Origin of the sequence: Streptomyces sp. NEAU-YJ-81 (genome assembly GCF_017592595.1) — a bacterium.
Classification (GTDB): domain Bacteria; phylum Actinomycetota; class Actinomycetes; order Streptomycetales; family Streptomycetaceae; genus Streptomyces; species Streptomyces hygroscopicus_B.
Genome location: NZ_JAGFNO010000001.1, coordinates 739,307 through 757,919, shown reverse-complemented (window position 1 = coordinate 757,919; position 18,613 = coordinate 739,307). Strand labels below are relative to the sequence as shown.

General features: G+C 69.0%; 17 protein-coding genes and 1 pseudogene. 13 read left to right on the top strand and 5 right to left on the bottom strand.

Annotated elements, in window-relative coordinates:
• Window positions 1-259 precede the first annotated feature (259 nt).
• The 5 genes and pseudogenes from J5X86_RS03415 to J5X86_RS52780 all read left to right on the top strand — a co-directional run.
• Window positions 260-1,297 (top strand): rod shape-determining protein, encoded by a 1,038-nt coding sequence (locus tag J5X86_RS03415; RefSeq protein ID WP_208515285.1) that lies wholly within the window; start codon window positions 260-262, stop codon window positions 1,295-1,297.
• Between the two features lie 170 nt (window positions 1,298-1,467).
• The gene (locus tag J5X86_RS03410; protein WP_078642199.1) at window positions 1,468-2,061 is read left to right on the top strand and encodes a sigma-70 family RNA polymerase sigma factor; all 594 of its coding nucleotides are present in this window, start codon (window positions 1,468-1,470) and stop codon (window positions 2,059-2,061) included.
• A complete protein-coding gene (locus J5X86_RS03405; RefSeq protein WP_208515284.1) occupies window positions 2,058-2,870 on the top strand; it encodes a zf-HC2 domain-containing protein in 813 nt (270 codons plus the stop codon). Before J5X86_RS03410 ends, J5X86_RS03405 begins: the two co-directional genes overlap by 4 nt.
• 165 nt (window positions 2,871-3,035) lie before the next feature.
• Window positions 3,036-3,581: an RNA polymerase sigma factor gene (locus J5X86_RS03400; RefSeq protein WP_014061682.1), complete on the top strand. Its 546-nt coding sequence runs from the start codon at window positions 3,036-3,038 to the stop codon at window positions 3,579-3,581.
• A pseudogene (locus J5X86_RS52780) lies at window positions 3,578-3,748 on the top strand (zf-HC2 domain-containing protein); the annotation flags it as partial. The gene J5X86_RS03400 and the pseudogene J5X86_RS52780, both read left to right, overlap by 4 nt.
• Before the next feature lie 91 nt (window positions 3,749-3,839).
• Here J5X86_RS52780 and J5X86_RS03395 read toward each other — a convergent pair.
• The 5 genes from J5X86_RS03395 to J5X86_RS03375 form a co-directional block, all read right to left on the bottom strand.
• On the bottom strand, window positions 3,840-4,583 hold the full coding sequence (locus J5X86_RS03395) for a signal peptidase II (protein WP_208515283.1): 744 nt from the start codon (window positions 4,581-4,583) through the stop codon (window positions 3,840-3,842).
• Window positions 4,584-4,787: 204 nt separating this feature from the next.
• The gene (locus J5X86_RS03390; RefSeq protein ID WP_208515282.1) at window positions 4,788-6,062 is read right to left on the bottom strand and encodes a glycoside hydrolase family 5 protein; all 1,275 of its coding nucleotides are present in this window, start codon (window positions 6,060-6,062) and stop codon (window positions 4,788-4,790) included.
• The gene (locus tag J5X86_RS03385) at window positions 6,059-6,406 is read right to left on the bottom strand and encodes a response regulator (RefSeq protein ID WP_059142433.1); all 348 of its coding nucleotides are present in this window, start codon (window positions 6,404-6,406) and stop codon (window positions 6,059-6,061) included. Before J5X86_RS03385 ends, J5X86_RS03390 begins: the two co-directional genes overlap by 4 nt.
• Window positions 6,407-6,711: 305 nt before the next feature.
• Window positions 6,712-7,785, bottom strand: a complete 1,074-nt coding sequence (locus J5X86_RS03380; protein ID WP_208515281.1) for a glycoside hydrolase family 6 protein — start codon at window positions 7,783-7,785, stop codon at window positions 6,712-6,714.
• A gap of 18 nt (window positions 7,786-7,803) precedes the next feature.
• The gene (locus tag J5X86_RS03375) at window positions 7,804-8,793 is read right to left on the bottom strand and encodes a S8 family serine peptidase (protein WP_308124434.1); all 990 of its coding nucleotides are present in this window, start codon (window positions 8,791-8,793) and stop codon (window positions 7,804-7,806) included.
• 467 nt (window positions 8,794-9,260) lie between these two features.
• On the opposite strand from J5X86_RS03375, the gene J5X86_RS03370 reads away from it, so the two are divergent.
• The 8 genes from J5X86_RS03370 (at window position 9,261) to J5X86_RS03335 (ending at window position 18,612) form a co-directional block, all read left to right on the top strand.
• Window positions 9,261-9,770: a GtrA family protein gene (locus J5X86_RS03370; RefSeq protein WP_208515279.1), complete on the top strand. Its 510-nt coding sequence runs from the start codon at window positions 9,261-9,263 to the stop codon at window positions 9,768-9,770.
• Complete coding sequence (locus tag J5X86_RS03365; RefSeq protein ID WP_208515278.1) at window positions 9,767-11,062, top strand: glycosyltransferase; 1,296 nt, start codon at window positions 9,767-9,769, stop codon at window positions 11,060-11,062. Before J5X86_RS03370 ends, J5X86_RS03365 begins: the two co-directional genes overlap by 4 nt.
• Window positions 11,052-12,917, top strand: a complete 1,866-nt coding sequence (locus J5X86_RS03360; RefSeq protein WP_308124433.1) for a glycosyltransferase family 39 protein — start codon at window positions 11,052-11,054, stop codon at window positions 12,915-12,917. Before J5X86_RS03365 ends, J5X86_RS03360 begins: the two co-directional genes overlap by 11 nt.
• A gap of 24 nt (window positions 12,918-12,941) precedes the next feature.
• Window positions 12,942-14,459, top strand: coding sequence for a hypothetical protein (locus tag J5X86_RS03355; RefSeq protein ID WP_208515277.1), 1,518 nt, complete (start codon window positions 12,942-12,944; stop codon window positions 14,457-14,459).
• A 157-nt stretch (window positions 14,460-14,616) separates the two neighbouring features.
• A complete protein-coding gene (locus J5X86_RS03350; protein WP_208515276.1) occupies window positions 14,617-15,048 on the top strand; it encodes a hypothetical protein in 432 nt (143 codons plus the stop codon).
• A gap of 2 nt (window positions 15,049-15,050) precedes the next feature.
• A complete protein-coding gene (locus J5X86_RS03345) occupies window positions 15,051-16,958 on the top strand; it encodes a PAS domain S-box protein (RefSeq protein ID WP_208515275.1) in 1,908 nt (635 codons plus the stop codon).
• Window positions 16,955-17,644 carry a response regulator transcription factor gene (locus J5X86_RS03340; protein WP_078642212.1) on the top strand — a complete coding sequence of 230 codons (690 nt, stop codon included), beginning with the start codon at window positions 16,955-16,957 and terminating at the stop codon, window positions 17,642-17,644. The genes J5X86_RS03345 and J5X86_RS03340 overlap by 4 nt, the downstream gene beginning before the upstream one ends.
• A gap of 275 nt (window positions 17,645-17,919) precedes the next feature.
• Window positions 17,920-18,612: a phosphatase PAP2 family protein gene (locus tag J5X86_RS03335; RefSeq protein WP_208515274.1), complete on the top strand. Its 693-nt coding sequence runs from the start codon at window positions 17,920-17,922 to the stop codon at window positions 18,610-18,612.
• Window position 18,613 lies beyond the last annotated feature (1 nt).

Genomic DNA, 18,613 nt, shown 5'->3' with positions numbered 1-18,613 from the left:
GCGGCATCCGGCATCCGGCATCCGGCATCCGGCATCCGGCATCCGATGCAGGGTGCAGCCCCAGTGGTCCAGCCGTAACCGGGGTGCGCGCCGTGCGAGGCGTCGCGGGCCCGCAAAGATCCACCGCGCAGAGCCCAGGGGGCAGTCGCTCCCCCGACCGGCTCAGCCCCGCAGGCAGCGGCCCTGATCGTCCCCACACGATGAGAGCGGAGGGCCGCCGGGCGGCGGCCCGCCACGCCGCCCACAGGGGAGACCTGCCATGACCATCAGCCTCGAGGCACTGCGCCGCTGCTCCATCGCCGTCGACCTCGGCGCGGCCAGAACGCGTGTCTACCTCAGGCGTACCGGGCTCATCGTCGACGAGCCGACCGTCGCCGCCGTGAACACCCACACCGGCGGGCTCATCGCGGTCGGCGCGCTGGCGGAGCGGATGACCGGGCGGACGCCCGAGCACATCCGCGTCGTACGGCCGGTCTCCAACGGCACCGTCGTCGACATCGACATGGCCCAGCGGATGCTGCGGCTGCTGCTGGGCAACAAGCTGCGGCGCGCCTGGCGGCGCCGCCCGCTGGTGAGCGCCGCCGTCTGCGTGCAGCACGACGCCGACCCGCTCGCCCAGCGCGCCGCCGTGGAGACGCTCACCGGTATCGGAGCCAAGCGGGTCGAGCTGGTGGACACCCTGATCGCCGCCGCCGTGGGCTGCGGTCTGCCGGTGGAACGGCCCGAGGCGACGATGATCGTGGTGTGCGGCGCGGCCACCACCCACGTCGCGGTCCTGTCGCTGGGCTCGATCGTGGCCGCCGAGCGGGTGCCGGTGGGCGGGGAGACCGTGGACCACGCGGTCGTCCAGTATCTGCGCAATGAGCACGCTCTGATGCTGCCCAGCCAGGCCGTCCGCCCGCTGCAGTTGCTGCTCAAGAACAGCGCGGACGGCGCACCGGCGCCGCCCAGCACCGAGGTGCACGGCCGGGACGTGGCCACGGGGCTCGCCCGGACCGTACGGATCGACGTCGGGAGCGTCCGGAGCGCCATCCGCACCCCCCTCACCGGAGTGCTGGACGCCATCGGCACGGTGCTGCGCCGCTGTCCGCCCGATCTGGTGGCCGACCTCGCCGACCGCGGCATCATGCTGGCCGGCGGAAGCGCGGTGCTGCCCGGGTTCGACACGATGCTGCGGGAGGCCACCGGTATGCCGCTGAACATCGCCGACCACCCCGACGTCTGCGCGGTCGAGGGGCTCGGCGCGATGCTCGACGGCAAGGTGCAGCCCCTGCTGCTGGACGCGATGGTCTCCTGACCGCCCCGACCGCATCCGGACCCGCCCCCTGGCCCGCCGGGCCCCCTGACACCTGATCGGAATTTCTTCGCGACGCGTTGAGCGGCTGCCTCCCCCCGTGCGTAGTGAAGGGGGAAGAGGCCGACATGGCCGCCGATCCCCCCCGGGGCTCAGACCGGGAGCGTCCGTAGATGTCCAACTCAGGTCAGGTCCTGGAGGTTCAGGTGCACGACGACGCCGCCGTGGCCGATGAGCGTCCGTCAAGATCCCAGCGTGGTACGCCGGACGAACACCTCATGCGCGCGCTCTACCAGGAGCACGCCGGGCCGTTGCTCGCGTTCGTCCTGCGGCTGGTCGCGGGCGACCGTCACCGCGCCGAGGACGTCGTCCAGGAAACCCTGGTGCGCGCCTGGCGGAACGCCGACCAGCTCTCCCGGGCCACCGGCTCCATCCGGCCCTGGCTGGTCACGGTCGCCCGCCGGATCGTGATCGACGGACACCGCAGCCGGCAGGCCCGGCCGCAGGAGGTCGACCCCTCCCCGTTGGAACTCATGCCCGCGGAGGACGAGATCGACCGTGCACTGCGGCTCATGACCCTGACCGACGCGATGCAGGACCTCAGCGACGCCCATCGCGAGGTGCTGGTCGAGACCTACTTCAAGGGCCGGACCGTCAACGAGGCGGCCCAGACCCTCGGCATACCCAGCGGGACGGTACGGTCCCGGGTCTTCTACGCGCTGCGCTCCATGAAGCTCGCGCTCGAGGAGAGAGGAGTAACGGCATGACAGCGCAGACGCACCACTCGGGACACGACGCCGTTGGCGCGTATGTGCTCGGCGTGCTCGACGAGGCGGAGGCCAGCTACTTCGAGGAGCATCTGGCCGGCTGCGACCAGTGCGGACGGCAGCTCGACGAGCTGACCGGACTGGAACCCCTGCTGGCCGATCTGGCGACCGACATCCCCGGGATCCACGGCAGCCCCGGGCGGACCCAGCTCACGGGCCACACGCCGCATGCCTTCAGCGCCACTCCCAACGCCATCGAGACCCTCACCGCGCGCCCCGGTCCGGCGCTGCTCCAGCGCATGGTCGGCGAGGTCGCCACCTTCCGCGCCAAGCGGCGGCGGCGCGGGCTGTACCTGGTCGCGGCGGCGGCCGTGCTGATCGTCGGTGGTCCGGTCGGCACCATCGCGGTCACCTCCGGCGGCTCGGACAGCTCCGTGACGGCCGCCCCCAACGAGAGCGCCCTCTTCTCCGGGATGCCCGACAAGGTGCAGGGCACCGACCCGGACACCAAGGTGAACGCGGCGGTCGCGCTGGAGGACAAGATGTGGGGCACCGACGCCGTCCTGCGGCTGAAGAACCTCAAGGGTCCCCTGGACTGCAGCCTGATCGCGATCTCCAAGGACGGCCACGAGCAGACGATGATGACCTGGTCCGTGCCCGAGTGGGGATACGGGATCGAGGACAGCCCCAAGGCGGAGGCGAGAGATCCGCTGTGGGCGCATGGCGGCGCGGGCATGAAGCGTGCCGACATCGAACGCTTCGAGATCCGTACGGCCGAGGGAAAGCGCCTGGTCTCCCTGAACGTCTGAGCGACGTCGACGCCTGATCCTGCTTGAACGTCCGGTCTGCCTCAACGTCCGATCTGCCACTCGGATCGCCGATCATCCCGTGCGGCGCGGTGAGCGAGATGTTACACAGAGTGTGATATGTCGTGCTTCGCGTCCCCGGGGGGTCCGGATCCGAGGAGGCACTCCGTGGCTGACCGGGACGCCCATCAGCAGCGCATGTTCGCTGAGTATGTGCTGCCCGAGGTCGAGGTGCTGCTGCGCGTGGCCATGTCACTGACCACCCAGCGGGCCGACGCCGAGGATCTCGTGCAGGACACGTTACTACGGGCGTACCGGGCAGTCGGCCGTTTTGACGGGAGACATCCACGGGCCTGGCTGCTGACGATCATGCGGCATGCGGAGGTCAGCCGACGCCGCCAGCGCCGGCCCCGGCTGCTCGACGATCCGGATACGGAGCTGGAGCGGCTGGTCCCCGCCCGGGACGCGACACCGGAGGAACTGGTGGTCGACACGACGTTCGACGAGGCCGTGGACGCCGCGTTCACGGCGCTTCCGCTGCGGGACCAGCAAGTGGTGCGGCTGGTGCATGTGGACGGGCTGTCGTACGCGGAGGCCGCACAGGTGCTGGACGTCCCCAAGGGGACGGTGATGAGCAGGCTGCACCGGGCGCGTAAGCGGATCCGGAACCAGCTGCTGGCCGCGGGAGTGGAATCGGAGCGAGGTGGCGCATGAGCAGATGGACATGGTGGCGGACCACACGCACCACTCGAACCAGGCAGACCACCGGAGATCTCCGGAGCGCACGGTGTCCCCTGGGCGCGCCGATGCTCCAGTCGTATCTGGACGGGGAGCTGGAGGCGCCGGCCGCGGCCCGGGTGCGGACCCATGTGGCCGAGTGCCACCGCTGCGCCCGGGAGCTCGCCGTCTACCAGCGCATCAGCGAGGCGCTGGCCGCCCGCGGGACGACCGACGAGATCGTGCTGGACCGGCTCAGGGACTTCGCGGCAGTCCTCGCGGATCGGGAGGGTCATGCGTCGGGGACGGAGGCGGCGCCGACCGAGCCGGTCCCGGGGACGGAGACGGTGCCCGGGGCGGTGCCGACGGAGGCGGAGCCGGAGCCGGAGCCGGTCCCAGGGAGGGTGCCGGGGTCGGATCGGGACGCGGATCAGGGCGCGGTGCACAAGGCCGGAGGCTGACGATCGGGTCGGGCCCCACGCCCCCGCCGGGCAGCGCGATCGCCCGTTCACGCGAGGTTCTGCGCAGCAGCAGGGCCGCGGTGAGCAGGGTCCCGGTGATCAGGGCCACATCGGCGAGGTTGAACACCGGCCCGCGGGCGTCCAGCGTGATCCAGTCGATGACGGCCCCGCGCAGCGGGCCCGGCGACCGGATCATCCGGTCGGCGCCGTTCCCCATCGCTCCCCCGGCGATCAGCCCCAGGCCCAGCGCCGCGCCCCGGCCGCGGACCCGCAGCCCCGCACCGGCCGCACCCAGCGTGGCCACCGCGCCCGCGAGCGTGATCACGACGATCAGCGCGGGCCTGCTGTGGCCCAGGCCGAAGGCCACCCCGGTGTTGCGTACCAGCAGCGCGCAGAACGGCCCGAACCGGGCCTGTGGCCCCACCGTGCCGCTCCAGGCGGCCAGCGCCATGGCCTTGCTGAGCTGATCGGCCACGATCACGACGAGCGCGACCAGGGGGAAGAAGAGCCGGCCGGTCGCCGGATGGGGCTTCATCATCGGCCTCCCTGGGGGGTGGGGGGCCGGTCCGCGGGCGCGGTCCGCGGCCCGGGAGGGAAACCCGCCGGGGGTCCGCCCCGCTTCCCTTCCGGCCGGGGAAAAAGACGAGGGCCCGCAGGCGGCTGCCTGCGGGCCCTCGCTGCTGCCCACTGCCTATGACCTCCAGGTGGTCATCGGCGGTGTACCGAAGGGGTCACTCCGACGTTACTTCCCCTTCTTCGCCTCCAGAAGCGGCGTCTGGTACTTGGCCAGCATCTTCATCTTGTTCTGGTCGATGGTCTTCCAGTCGTTCTTCAGCACACCGCCGGTGTCACCCGAGTCCGGGTTCCAGGTCCAGTAGGTGTAGCTGATCTGGTGCTTCTTGAGGTAGTCCATGAGGGCGTTCTGCCACACGGCCTCGGAGCTCTTACCAGCCGTCTTCTTACCACCGAACTCACCCATCAGCAGCGGGGCGATGTTCTGCTTCTTGATGTACGCCCAGTGCTTGTCCCAGATGGCCGGCATGTTCTTCGGGAAGTCCTTCGCCATGAACCAGTTCTGGTTGTAGACGCCCGGACCGTAGTCGTGGGCCGAGTAGACGACCTTGTTCGACTCCTTGAGCTTCACCGGGTGCTTCTTCACACCCTGGAGGTCACCGCCCCACCAGAACTGCTCGTTCTTGTGGCGGTCCGTACCCTCGACGAAGATCAGCCAGTCCTTGTTGACCTTGTGGATGGCGTTACCGGCCTTGGTGGCCGCGAGCTGCCAGTCGGTCTTCGGGTTGCCGTCGCCCCACGTGGCCTGGCCACGCGGCTCATTGTGGAGGTCGGCGCCGATCACCCGGTCGTTGTTCTTGTAGCGCTTGGCCAGCTTGACCCAGTCGTCCAGCCACTGCTTCTCGGTGAGGCTCTGGGAGTACCACAGCTCACTCTGGCCGTACTGGTCAGGACGGTGCTGGTCCAGGATCACGCGGATGCCCCGGTCGGTGGCACCCTTCACGATCTTGTCCATGATCTGCTGGGGGGTGAGGCCCTTCAGATCGGGGTTCTTGTGCCAGTCGATGCCGTTGGGCTTGGCCGACGACTTGAACATGTCGTTCGCGTACGGCAGGCGCATGGTGTTGAAGCCCTGCTTGGCCATCTGGTCCAGCATGGACTCCCAGTTACGGGTCCACAGGCCGTGCGGCGCGTAGGTGCCGGTCTCGAAACCGAACCAGTTCACACCGGTCAGGACGACCTTCTTGCCGTTGGCGTCCACGATCTCGCTCTTCTTCGTGGACAGGGGGCCCTCGGCGCCCGCACCCGTGGCCTTGGCCCCGGCGGCGGAGGTGGTGGTGGCCGACTGGCCATCGGTGTTGTTCACAGCGAAAGCGGTGACAGTGCCACCCACGGCAGCAGCAGCGACGACGGCCGCGGCGATACCGAAGCGGAGACGCTGCGAGCGCGGCGTGCGCTTGGTCTCGGTGGTCGGGGCGTTGTTCTGGTCCATGGGGGAATTCATTCGGTGATACTCCTGAGGAATTCGGGTACTGCGGTCTTGAGGATGCTGGGGTTGTTCGTCGGAGATTCCAGACATTCCATCTGCGGGTCGGAGACTGCGGTCAGCCGGACAATCCGCGCGGACGGTAGGAGTTCGCCGATCAGGCGGACCAGCCGCTGCGTTTGCCAGCTGGGCTCATCCACGTCGATCAGCACCACATCCGGCTGCATGTGGTTGGCCAGAGAAATCGCTTCTCGGGCCGACCCTGCAATTCCGGATAGCTCCAGTCCGGGCTCCTCGACTACGAGATCGGCGAGAGCACTCAACACCAGTGGGTGGTGCTCCACGACGAGAACTCTGTGCATCGATCGGAGCTCCTTCGTGGCTTGTCCTTTCGCTCACCGACATTAGGGACTGACCGCGGCCCGAATCGCCGTACGGCTGGCTGAAATCTGCGTACCTCAATTGCAGGAATTCCGGGCACGCCAAACGACCGAATTCCGCCTACCTCAATTGAGGTAGAAGAATTCGGCCGTTTTATGGGGGTTATGTCCGATATGGGGTGCCGCTCCGAGGCGCTCAGGGCATGCGAAAGGCGCCGGTCACGGGGTGACCGGCGCCTTGGAGGAGGTCAGAGGGGCAGGGGGAGAGGGGGCAGAGGGTCAGGGGTTCAGCGCGTCAGCCGGTACGCGTAGCCGGGCAGGAACATGCCCGCACCGGCGGCACAGCCGTCCGCCTGCCCCGGCTGCTTGACCCACAGGAAGGCGTCGATGCCGGGGATGCCCGTGGCGGCGGTGGGGGGCCGGCCCAGCTTGCGGCCCGGCGGATCACAGAAGCTGTGCTTCCGCGTGGGCCCCGCCCCATTGCGGCTGGTGTCGACCACGACCCCCAGCCGGGGCCGGCGCAGCTCCCTGATCACGGAGAGTCCGTAGCGCACCTCGTCGGCGGTGGCGTTGAAGTTGGAGACGTTGACCGCTATCCCGTCCCCGTACCGCTCTATTCCGGCGCGCCGCAGCCGATCGGCCATGGTGCGCGCGGGCTGCCATCCGGAGTTCCCGGCGTCGTAGTAGACCCGGGCCCGTGGCGCCCCCCGCTGGAGCGCCCGCGCCGCGTACGACAGCGCCGCGAACCGCTCCGCCTGCTGCCGCCGCTTGAGACAGCTCATATGGGCGAGCGCGTCCGGTTCGAGGATGACGATGGCGCGCCCGTCCCCTATCCCCCGGGTGAGGGCCTCGCTCCAGCGCCCGTAGGCGGCCGTGTCTCCGGCCCCGCCGGAGCTCAGCTGCTGGCAGTCGCGCTGCGGGATGGTGTACGGGACCAGCACCGGCAGCCGTCGCTGGGCGGCGGCGGTGCGGACCAGGGAGCGGGTCCGCTCCTCGACCAGGGACTCATTGGTCTCGGTGAGCCAGGCGGCCTGGGGCTCGGCGGCGATCCGCTCGCCGATGGCCGCCGCCCGCCGGTCGTGCGGATGGTCCCGCACCCAGGTCGCGGCCGGGTTGTGGGGGTCGGTGTAGAAGCGGGTCGTCGCCGGGAAGAACGGCTTGGACACGGGGAGTGACGGCTTGCCGTTCGGCTGCCGTACCGGGCCCACGAACAGGGCCTGCACGGTGGTCGCCGCCATCACCACCTCGACCACCAGCACCATCACGATCAGCTGGGCGATGCCCCGCCCCGCCCACCTGGGCTTACGTCCGCCGGCCGGCGGGCGGAGGCGGCGGACGCGTCCGCACAGTTTCGTGATCATGGCGAGTCCAGCCCGGCCTCAGCCGTTGTGGGAGTTGTCGGGCGGGGGCCTGCGCCGGCTGATGAGCACCACCGCCACGACCGCGAGCACCACCAGGGCTCCGGCCACCACCCCTATCGTGACCAGGGCGGATTCATCCCCGTCGGTTTTGGCGGCGGAGGCGGCCGGGGTGGCGGCCGCATGGCGGCGGGGAGCGGAGAGCTTGGCGGAGGCCGATGGCGCGGCCCGGTCCGCCAGCGCCTTGGCCGGGGCGATCACCCCGTATCCATAGCGCGGGTCGTGGCCCGCGGAGCCCTTGCGGTCGGCGGTGTCGATCAGCTTCTGGACGACCTGGTTGGCGTTCCAGCGGGGGTGCTCCGAGCGCAGCAGCGCGGCGCCCGCCGCGACCCAGGGCGCCGCGAAGCCGGTGCCGTCGCCGGTCCAGTAGTCGTTGTTGCCGGAGGTGGTGAGGATGGAGACGCCGGGGGCGGCCAGGAGGGTCTTCCCACCGTGGTGGGAGGAGGTCCAGACGGCGCCCTTCTTGTCGGTGGCCACCACGGCGACCACTCCGGGGAGGGCGGCCGGGTAGGTGGGCTTGTTGCCTTCCTTGCCGTTGTCGCCGGCGCCGGCCACGATCACGGCGTCCTTGGCGACGGCGTACTTCACCGCGGACCGCAGCGCGGGGGTCGGGCGCTTGAAGGAGACGGCCAGATCGATGACGCGGGCGCCCTGGCCGACCGCGTGGCGTATGGCCTTCGCGGTGGGGTCGGCGAGGGCCTTTCCGTCGCGGTAGACGCCGAGCGGCATCACCTTGGCCTGGGGCGCGAGGCCGTACACCCCGTCGCCGCGGTAATTGCGGCCGGTGCCGGCGATGATTCCGGCGGCATGGGTGGACTGCTCGGCCGCCTTGCCGCCGTCCCGGGTGCCGAAGCCGCCGGTGCCGCCCGCGAAATCCTTTCCGCGGACCACGCGCCCGCGCAGATCCGGATGGGTCGCGTCGACCCCGGTGCCGATGACCGCCACGGTCACCCCGGCACCTTTGCTGATTTTCCAGGCGCGTTCCGCTTTGAGCGCGGTCAGCGCCCATTCGGAATCGTGCAGCCCACCGGAATGGGAATCACTTGCCGCAGCCGGCGTGGCCAGTGCGAGCATCATCGCTGCGATGACCGCTCCGGCCCGGCCGGCGAATGGATGGCGTGACATCACGTGACCTGACATTACGTCACCTACTCTCTTCGCACGGGACGCAAGGCCGTCGGGCCCATTTCATCTTGGGCATCCCCCGCAGGTACTGACACCCGCGAGAGGGTGAGCGACCCGTCCCTTCTTTGGGGGACCGGTCGGGATACCCCGCCCCCTCCTCTCCCCAATACGGGGGAGCGGAGGGGTCCGCCGAAGGTGTACCACCCGCTCCCCCAGTCGCGGGTACTACCTCCTTTTCGGGTGACGCACTCTTGGGTCAACGGCGATAAGAGCCTCCTGTAGAGGGAGTCGCGATGCAGCGTTTCCGAACGTTCAGCGAGCGCACCGGAGAGCCGGACGAAGAGGCGGATACCTCCGCCGGCAACGCCCGTAAGCGGACCGGAATGCTCTGGCGAGCCCTCCCGGTCCGGAACCCGATGGCCGGCATGCCCGGGCTGGCCCTTCGGTTCGCGGTCGTCGGCGGGGGCGGTGTGCTCGTGAACACGGTGGTCCTCTTCGTTCTTTATCACTGGGCCGGACTTCCGCTCCTGGCGGCGTCGGCGATAGCGGTGGAACTCGCCGTGGTTCACAACTATCTGCTGAACGACCGGTGGACCTTCGCGGTCGACACTCCGTCCCTGCGGCGATTCATCAAGTTCAATGTCTCGGTCCTGGGCGGACTCGGGGTCAATGTGCTCATCGTCTGGTCACTGGTGCGCGGCGGAACGCATCTGCTGCTGGCGAATTGCCTCGGCATCGCGGCGGCTTTCGCGGTCAACTTCGCGACGAGTACCGGCTGGGTCTGGGGGAGGCGGAGCCGATGATTGTCGCCATCATCTACCTGGTGCTGATCGTGGTCTCGATTCTGCTCACCGTGCAGTCGGCCCACGTCCTCTACCTCATGCTCTACACCTGGGACCGGGCGGATGCCGAACGGAAGGCCAGGGCGCCGGACGAATTCCTGCCGCCCCAGATCTCCTTCAGTGTCCTACTGCCCGCCCGGCATGAGGAAGACGTCATCCAGAGCACCATCGAGCGCGTGGTGCGGGCCAACTATCCGGCCGAACTGCTGGAGGTCTTCGTGATCTGCTCACAGGACGACGACGGCACGATCAAAAAGGCCGAGGAGAAGATCGACGAGCTGAAGCGGAAAGGGCTGCGCAACGTGCGGGTCGTGGTGTTCGACGACAAGCCGATCAACAAGCCGCACGGCCTCAACACGGCCCTTCCGCACACCGCCAACGAGGTGGTGACGATCTTCGACGCGGAAGACGACATCCACCCGGAGATCTTCAGCCTGGTGAACACCGTGATGGTGCAGGAGAAGGTCAGGGTGGTCCAGGCCGGTGTCCAGCTGATGAACTACGAGTCCAACTGGTACTCGACGCTCAACGTCCTGGAGTACTTCTTCTGGTTCAAGAGCCGGCTGCACTACCACGCCCACTACGGCTCGATCCCGCTCGGCGGCAACACCGTCTTCTTCGCCCGTGAGCTGCTGCTGCGGCTCGGCGGCTGGGACGACCGCAACCTCACCGAGGACGCCGATATGGGCCTGCGGATATCCGCCATGGGCGAGCGGGTGCGCGTCGTCTACGACGACCGGTATGTGACCAAGGAGGAAACCCCGCCGACCCTCGGCCACTTCATCCGGCAGCGCACCCGCTGGAGCCAGGGCTTCATGCAGACCCTGAAGAAGGGCACCTGGAAGAAGATGCCGACGCGCAAACAGCGCTGGCTCGCCGTCTACGTCCTGGCGTTCCCGCGCGGACAGGCGCTGCTCGGCCTCTATCTGCCGATCTCGCTCGGCATGATTCTGATCCTCAAGGTGCCGGTGCTGATCGCGCTCGTCTCCTATCTGCCCGTCCTGCTGCTGGCCGCGCACTTTCTGGTCCAGGCGGTCGGTCTGTACGAGTTCACCAACGCCCACGGCCTCGAAGCCTCACCAAAGGCCGTCCTGCGCATGGCCATCGCCTGGTTCCCCTTCCAGATGGTCCTCGCGTACGCCGCGCTGCGGGCCATGCGGCGCGAGATGCTCGGCCGCCACGACTGGGAGAAGACACAGCACGTAGGCGCCCACCGGGCCACCACCGAGGAGGCGGAGTCGCGTGTCGGATAACCCCACGCCCTCGCGGCCGACGGCGGCCGACGCGGAAGGCCGGAAGACCGCGGCGAGGAAGAGCACCGCGCCGGGCAGGAAGACCACGGCGAACAAGAACGCCGCGACAAGGAAGAGCACCACGACAGCCAAGACCACCGCCACAAGCAAGAAGACCGCAGCGAACAAAAACGCCGCGACGAGGAAGAACACCACAACAGCCAAGACCACCGAGGCCCCCGCGCGAGGTCCGCGCCGCCGCCCGCGGTTCTCCGTGGAGCGCGGCTGGTTCCCGCCGCTTGGGACCAAGGGCAGAATCGCCCTGGTCGCCTCCCTGCTGACCGGGCTGCTCACCCACGGCTACCACCTGTTCCGCTACCCCCTCTACCTCACCGACGAGGGCATCTACATGCAGCGGGCGTGGTCGGTGGTGCGGGAGACCAGCCTGTCCCCGTACACCTACGACTACGACCACGCCCCGCTGGGGTGGATCACCCTGGCCGGATGGGTCCTCCCACTGCCGAAGCAGTTCGAGACCTTCGGGAACGCGATCAACACCGGACGGTTCCTGATGCTGCTGGTGCACGTCGTCAGCATCTATCTGCTGTTCGAGATCGCCCGGCGGCTGTCCGGCAGTGTGCTGGCCGCCACCGTCACCGCGTTCCTCTTCAACGTCTCGCCGATCGCGGTCTACTTCCAGCGGCAGGTCCTGCTGGACAACCTGATGATGCTCTGGCTGCTGCTGAGCCTGTTCATGCTGCTCAGGCGAGAGGTCACGATCAGATCGGTGTTCGGCGGCGGGATGGCGCTGGGGATCGCCTTGATCACCAAGGAGAACGCGATCTTCTTCTTGCCCAGCTTCATGTACCTGCTCTACCGGAGGGTCAAGGGGTCGGCCAGCAGCCGGTTCACCAGCACCCTGTGGCCATTCGCCGCCGCGGCCCCGATCGGCGCCTATGTGACCTACGCCCTGCTCAAGAACGAGCTGCTGCCGAGCGGTTTCGACTTCGACCTCAACAATCCACCCGCGGACCACGTCTCGCTGCTCTACACCCTGTGGTGGCAGCTCAACCGCAACCAGGGCACCCTCTTCAGCCACTCCGGGCTGTTGCAGACGAGCTGGCTGGTCCGGGACAAGTTCCTGCTGATCGCCGGGGTGTGCGCGATGGCGATCTGCCTGTGGATCGGCATGCGGGACCGCAGGCGCAATCTGGGCTTTCTGATCGCCGGGACACTGGCCCTCGGATACGCCTTCTATCTGGTGCGCGGCAGCGTGGTGCTGGACTTCTATGTCACCCCGCTGATCCCCATGCTCGCACTGAACCTCGGCATGGTGACGGACCGGCTACTCAAGGGCACATTCGCCAATCGGTTCATGCGCGGCGCGCATTCTGTGACCCGGGTCGCCGTGCCGTCGTTCGCGGCCATTCTGCTGCTGGCGTCACCGGCCTCCGGATATCTCGTCCACACCAATACCGAGGGCCATACGCAGATCGCCGACCAGTACCAGCCGAAGATCAATCTCACCGGAATGCAGCATGCCCAGATCGCCTGGGTGCGCAAGCACGTACCACCGAATTCGCGCATCATCATGGACGACGACCTGTGGGGTGAACTGCACGATGTGCGCCCGTTCTACCCGTACGCGCATTCCCACTGGAACGCCTCGTCCGACCCGGATGTCCGCGACAAACTGTTCAAGAAGAAATGGCAGTACGTGGACTACATCATCATGTCGAACAAGATGCGCAGATCCATGATGCTCAACAATGGCGACGGCCGAGAGAACTGGATTCTCAAGGCGCTGCAAAATTCCACCCGCGTCTGGTCGGAGACCCGGGGCAATATCAAGCTGGAAATCTACCGTGTGCAGTAGCCATGGGAAGAGGAGGTGAAGGCCATGCCTGAGTACGACGACGACTGGGATGTTCCGGAGGACAGGGATGATCCCGAGAACGAGGAGGATATCCTCGAGGACGAGGACGTCCCCGACGAGGAGGACATCCTCGAGGAGGAGGAAATCCCCGACGAGGAGGACACCCTCGGCGAGGAGGACACCCCCGACGGTGACAAGAGGAAAAAGCTCACCTGGAAGACCGTCCTGCTGGCTCTCGTGGTCTTCGCGATCGTCGGATCGCTCGTCCAGGTGGTCGCGCGCGGCGGCTTCGGAGGCGCCCTGAACACCACCGGCGGCGGGGGCGGGAGCGCTCCGAAGAAGGAGCACTCCCGGCAGGAGCAGGAGATACGCCCGCCCAAGCAGCCCAAGACCATCAAGCTGGGCAACCAGCGGGTCCCCCAGGCATCGGGCCCGATCATCGTGATCAACCCCGGTCTGGTGAACCCCGGCGGCAGCGCCGCGGTCGAGGGCGGTGGCTTCGACAAGAAGGCCACGGTGGACATCCTGCTCAAGGTCCGGAAGTCGGACACCAAGGGCCGCGCCATCGGCAGCGTGCGCTCGGACAAGTTCGGGTCGATTTACGCCCGGTTCACCATGCCCGAGAGCGCGGGCAACCGGCCCGCGACCCTGGTCGCCCAGCAGCGCGGCAGCACCAAGGCGGCGGAGGCCAAGGTGATCACCGGTGGCGCCGTCGGCACCGCGAAGATCAACAAGCTGGTCGGCCGCCCCGGCGACGTGGTGACGGTCACCGCCCGCGGCTTCCGCCCGGGTGAGACGATCGACGTCTTCTGGGGCCGGACCACCGGTATCCCGGTCACCACGCTGCACACCGACAGCAGCGGCGGCGTCGGCCAGGCGGCGATCAAGGTGGGCGTGGCCCCGACCGGCTCCAGCACCCTGGTCCTGGTGGGCAAGCGCAGCAAGACCACGGCCACCGCGCCCTTCCAGATGCTGGCCATGTACCCCTCGATGAAGTCCAAGCCGTACGCGCTCAAGGCCGGCCAGCGGATCACGCTGTCCGCCAACAAGTTCGCGCCCGGCGAGCGGGTGCTGGTCTACATCAACTCCACCGGCGGTCTGCCGGCCTTCACCGCCCAGGCGAACGGCATGGGCCAGATCCGCGACGTGGCGTTCAACGTGCCGTTCGGCCTCAAGGGGCGGCAGACGCTGATGGCGATCGGCGACCAGAGCCGGGCCGTGGTCCGCTCGGGCTTCACCGTGCTGCCGTACTCCCCGTCCGCCGAGCCCAGCGCCTTCGGCGGCAGGGCGGGCACCACGCTGAGCTTCTACGTCGCGGGGTTCGCCCCGGGCGAGACGGTGACCGCGTACGCCGGGTCGGGCTCGACGGGCCAGCGCAAGATCGGGACCTTCCAGGTGGACAGCCGGGGCAAGGCGTCGGCTGTGGGCTCGTACAAGATCACCACGGCGGACGAGAGCGGTGTGGCCTTCCAGCTCATCGGCCAGAAGAGCGGTGGCATCGCGAAGGCGAGCATCAACATGTCCCAGGGACGCGGAGATTAGGGCCGGAGAACGGCACCGAGGAAGAACGTGGGCCGGACCGTGCCGGACGGCGACTACGGCCGAAAGGCAGGCCCACGTTCCAGGGAGCGGCCGGCCACCGGCGGCCGTAGGGCGGCTCACCAGTTCCGTAGATGTACCATGCGTCCTGGAGTGTCCTATGAGCGTAGTTTTCGGCCCTAACTCACGAAGAGTCCTACAATTCCTCACCCATATCGAGGACCTCACCCCAGAGGAAATCGACCGGGTGGCCGATCTGTGGAAGCAGACGTCCAGCCAGACCCGCGCCGAGGGCTGGGCAGTGGTCCATCGCACCACCACGCCCGAAGAGCGGTACCGGATCCTGGTCGCCGCCTCGGTGGCGCGCCGGGCCGCCCTGGACGCCGCGCGGAACCACCAGAGACATGACTGGGCCTTCTGGGCCGCGGTGTGGGACGCCGCGACGGCGGTCGCCGTATGCGACCGCATCGGAAGCCACTACAACGTGCTGGTCGCGCCACTGGCCGCGGTCATGCCCTCGCTGGCGCACTGCCGGCGTGATGAATTCAGCATCCGCGAACTGCAGGGTGCCGTCCTCAAGGGAGGTGGGTAGTGATGGGCGACAACCGGATCGATGTTGTGGTGGCCGATGACGACCCGGCCGTCCGGGAGGCGCTCGCCGACCTCATCGACTCCCACCCCGACCTGGAACTGGTGGGCCTGGCCATCAACCATGAGCAGGCCGTGCGCGCGGCGGTCGACCACCGCCCCCGGGTCGTGATCATGGACGTGCACATGCCCCGGGGCGACGCCCCCGGCAGCGTCCGGGCCATCCGCGACCAGGTTCCCGACGCCCGGGTGGTGGCGCTGTCCGCCCACGGCGAACGCGAGACCGTGCTGAACATGCTCGCCGTCGGGGCCAGCGGCTATCTGGTCAAGGGCACCCCCGCCGAGGAGATCCTCGAGGCGATCATCCGGGCCGCGCGCGATCAGTTCAGCATGTCCGCGGAGCTCCTCGCGGACTGCGCCGAGCCGCTGCGCCGCGCCGAGCGCGCCTCCTGGCGGTTCGAGGACCTGGTCGGCAACCGCCTGGAGGACTCGTTCCTGGAGCTGCTCGGCCACGCACCGTGCGGCGTCCTGATCGTCGGCCCCCGCGGCCGGATCGAGTACGCCAACGCCCACAGCCGGCACATGTTCGGCTACAGCTCGGCGGAGCTGCGCGACAAGCGGCTGCGGGACCTCGTCCCCGAGCGCTACCGCACCGCCTCCGAGCAGCTGATCGGCCAGGTCTTCACCGCGCCGTCGGCGATGAGCGGGCGCCGCCGCGACGGCACCGAGTTCCCCGCCCAGTTCAGCGGCGGCCATCTGCAGGGCCGGCAGCCCCGCGGAGTGGTCTTCATCGCCGACCTGAGCCAGCTTCGGGCGGCCGAGAGCCGGTTCCGCCAGCTCATCGAGTCCTCCCCGGACGCGATGCTGATCGTGGACACCAGCGGCCGGATCCAGGCGGCCAACAACCGCACCGAGGCGCTCTTCGGCTACGACCGCGATCATCTGATCGGCCGGGCCGTGGAGGCCCTCCTGCCCGACCAGCCGCTCACCGTCTCGCTGCGCGAATGGGACGACAGTCTGGAGGAGCCGGTGGGCCACAGCGTGGAGCTGGTCGGCCGGCGCAGCGACGCCAAGCAGTTCCCCGCCGACGTCAGCATCAGCCCGCTGCGTACGGAGGAGGGCCTGCTCACCGTCCTGACCATCCGGGACATCACCGAGGTGCAGCGCGCCCAGTTCGTCCTGGAGCGCAGCCTGGAGCTGCTGGAGGTCACCGACCGCGACCGCCAGGCACTGCTCAGCCATCTGGTCCACGCCCAGGAGGCCGAGCGCGGGCGGATCGCCGCCGACATCCACGACGACACCATCCAGGTGATCACCGCGGCCAGCCTCCGCCTCCAGCAGCTGCGCCGGCGGCTGCGGGACCCGGACGAGCAGCGGGTGATGGACAAGCTGGACGAGACCCTGAAGCTCTCGCTCAGCCGGCTGCGGCAGCTGATCTTCGACCTGCGGCCGTCCAGCCTGGAACACGGCTGCCTGGCCGGGGCGCTGCGCGGACTGCTGGAGCAGATACGCACCGAGACCGATATCACCTACCGGCTGGAGGACCGGCTCACGGCCCATCCCCCGGCCGAGACGATGGCGCTGATCTACCGGACCGCCCAGGAAGCGCTGGTGAACGTGCGCAAGCACGCCCACGCCAAGACGGTCCATGTGCAGCTCCTCGGGCTCGACGACGGCTGCCTGGTGCGGATCGTCGACGACGGCGAGGGCTACAACCCGCTCGAGGTGGAGTCCCGCCCCGGCCATCTCGGGCTCTCCCTGATCCAGGAGCGGGCCCAGATCGCGGGCGGCTGGTGCCGCATCGAGAGCGAACCCGGCTCCGGCACCACCGTGGAGTTCTGGGTGCCGCTCGGCGCTCCCCCGGGCGCGTCGCTCGACCCCGCCGACTCCCCCGAAGGGGACCCACAGCCGTGACAGCACCTCCCGAACTGACGAAGGTGCTGATCGTCGAGGACCACCGGGTGGTGGCCGAGGGGCTGTGGGCCCTGCTGGCCGAGTACGCGGATCTGACGGTGGTCGGCTGGGCCGACTCGGTCGCCGAGACCGTGCCCATGGCCAAGGAGCTGAAGCCCGATGTGGCCCTGGTCGACTTCCGGCTGCCCGACGGCACCGGGGCCGACGCGGCGGCCGGCATGCGGGCCCATGACCCCTCCGTCGCCATCGTGATCCTCAGCGCCGACGCCAGCGACTCGGCGCTGCTGGCCGCGGTGGAGGCGGGCGCCTGCGGCTATCTGCTGAAGTCGGCGAGCGGCGACGAGATCGCGTCCGCCATCCGCTCGGCCGCCGAGGGCGAGACCCTCATCCCGGCCAGCACCCTGGTGGAGGTGCTGGCACGACACCGCGAGGACGCGCGGTCGACCGCCGAGCAGACCGAGCGCCTGGACAGCATGACCCCGCGTGAGCAGGAGATCCTCACGCTGATGAGCCAGGGCCTGGACAACCGGGCCGTCGCGGAGCGGCTGAGCATCAGCTACGCCACCGTGCGCACGCATGTGCGCAGGATCCTGGAGAAGCTGGACGCGCGCTCACAGCTGGAGGCGGTCGCGAGGGCCGCCGAATTCGGCTTCAAGCCCGCGCAGCCGGAGGGGCCGGAGGAGTGACGGGCTGACCCCGGAGCCCGCCTTCGGCCTCGGCTTCGGGTTCGGCCTCGGCTTCGGGTTCGGGTTCGGGTATGACCATGGCCCCCTCCGGCGCGGGGGCCGTTCGCTTTGGCCGTACGGGGTCTACGGGGTCTACGGGGTCCTACGGGCTCTCCCCCGTATGGGCCCGTACGAATGGGGCGGGACCACCCGGGGCGGGGCCACCGAAGGCCGAATGGGGTAGAAAGTCCCCCTTAGGATGGAATCACGGGCATACCGAGACGGGTTCCCTCCCCATGCGAGTCCATGGACGGATCCGACGCCCGCTCAGTCGCGGACACACGATCGCCTTCCTGGTGGCCGCCGCCTGTTACGCGGCGGTCCTCGCGGCCGTCCTCACCAGCTCGCAGCTCGTCCGGCTCGACTGGCAGGTGGCCCTGTTCAAGCCGTACAAACAGTGGCCGCAGCTCCGGCCGGTCCTGGACGCCTTCGTCATCACGGGCCAGCGCGGCCCCACCGCCCTGGCCGCCCTGGCCTGGGCCTGCTGGCGCGGTGGGCGGACCAGAAGCCCTCGTCCGCCGCTGGTCCTGGGCGTGGCGCTGCTGCTGCTCAATGTGAGCGTCGGCGCCGTCAAGATCCTCACCGGGCGGGTGGGCCCCCACTACGCCCAGACCCCCGGGTCCGCCGAGCTCTTCCACGGCGGAATGGTCTTCCCCTCCGGTCACACCGCCAACGCCGTCGTCGTCTGGGGCACCGTCGCCTATCTCGCCGGCCGCCACCGGCGGACGGGCGCGCTGGTCGCCTGTGTGATGGCGCTCGGCATCGGTCTGACCACCGTCTATCTGGGCACCCACTGGGTGAGTGACGTCCTGAGCGGGTGGGTGGCGGGCGTCCTCGTCCTGCTGGTCCTCCCCCTCTTCGAACCGCTGATCGCGACCGTTTCCGCGTCCGTCTCCGCTCGTGCGGCGATGTACTCCATGGGCAGGTGAA

What these genes read in the sequence shown, in the direction of transcription:
- J5X86_RS03395 (WP_208515283.1), bottom strand. Translation starts at nt 4,583, where the DNA reads ATGATGAAGCCCCATCCGGCGACCGGCCGGCTCTTCTTCCCCCTGGTC.
- J5X86_RS03335 (WP_208515274.1), top strand. Translation starts at nt 17,920, where the DNA reads ATGCGAGTCCATGGACGGATCCGACGCCCGCTCAGTCGCGGACACACG.
- J5X86_RS03355 (WP_208515277.1), top strand. Translation starts at nt 12,942, where the DNA reads ATGCCTGAGTACGACGACGACTGGGATGTTCCGGAGGACAGGGATGAT.
- J5X86_RS03345 (WP_208515275.1), top strand. Translation starts at nt 15,051, where the DNA reads ATGGGCGACAACCGGATCGATGTTGTGGTGGCCGATGACGACCCGGCC.
- J5X86_RS03370 (WP_208515279.1), top strand. Translation starts at nt 9,261, where the DNA reads ATGCAGCGTTTCCGAACGTTCAGCGAGCGCACCGGAGAGCCGGACGAA.
- J5X86_RS03390 (WP_208515282.1), bottom strand. Translation starts at nt 6,062, where the DNA reads ATGAATTCCCCCATGGACCAGAACAACGCCCCGACCACCGAGACCAAG.
- J5X86_RS03365 (WP_208515278.1), top strand. Translation starts at nt 9,767, where the DNA reads ATGATTGTCGCCATCATCTACCTGGTGCTGATCGTGGTCTCGATTCTG.
- J5X86_RS03410 (WP_078642199.1), top strand. Translation starts at nt 1,468, where the DNA reads ATGTCCAACTCAGGTCAGGTCCTGGAGGTTCAGGTGCACGACGACGCC.
- J5X86_RS03350 (WP_208515276.1), top strand. Translation starts at nt 14,617, where the DNA reads ATGAGCGTAGTTTTCGGCCCTAACTCACGAAGAGTCCTACAATTCCTC.
- J5X86_RS03380 (WP_208515281.1), bottom strand. Translation starts at nt 7,785, where the DNA reads ATGATCACGAAACTGTGCGGACGCGTCCGCCGCCTCCGCCCGCCGGCC.
- J5X86_RS03405 (WP_208515284.1), top strand. Translation starts at nt 2,058, where the DNA reads ATGACAGCGCAGACGCACCACTCGGGACACGACGCCGTTGGCGCGTAT.
- J5X86_RS03415 (WP_208515285.1), top strand. Translation starts at nt 260, where the DNA reads ATGACCATCAGCCTCGAGGCACTGCGCCGCTGCTCCATCGCCGTCGAC.
- J5X86_RS03385 (WP_059142433.1), bottom strand. Translation starts at nt 6,406, where the DNA reads ATGCACAGAGTTCTCGTCGTGGAGCACCACCCACTGGTGTTGAGTGCT.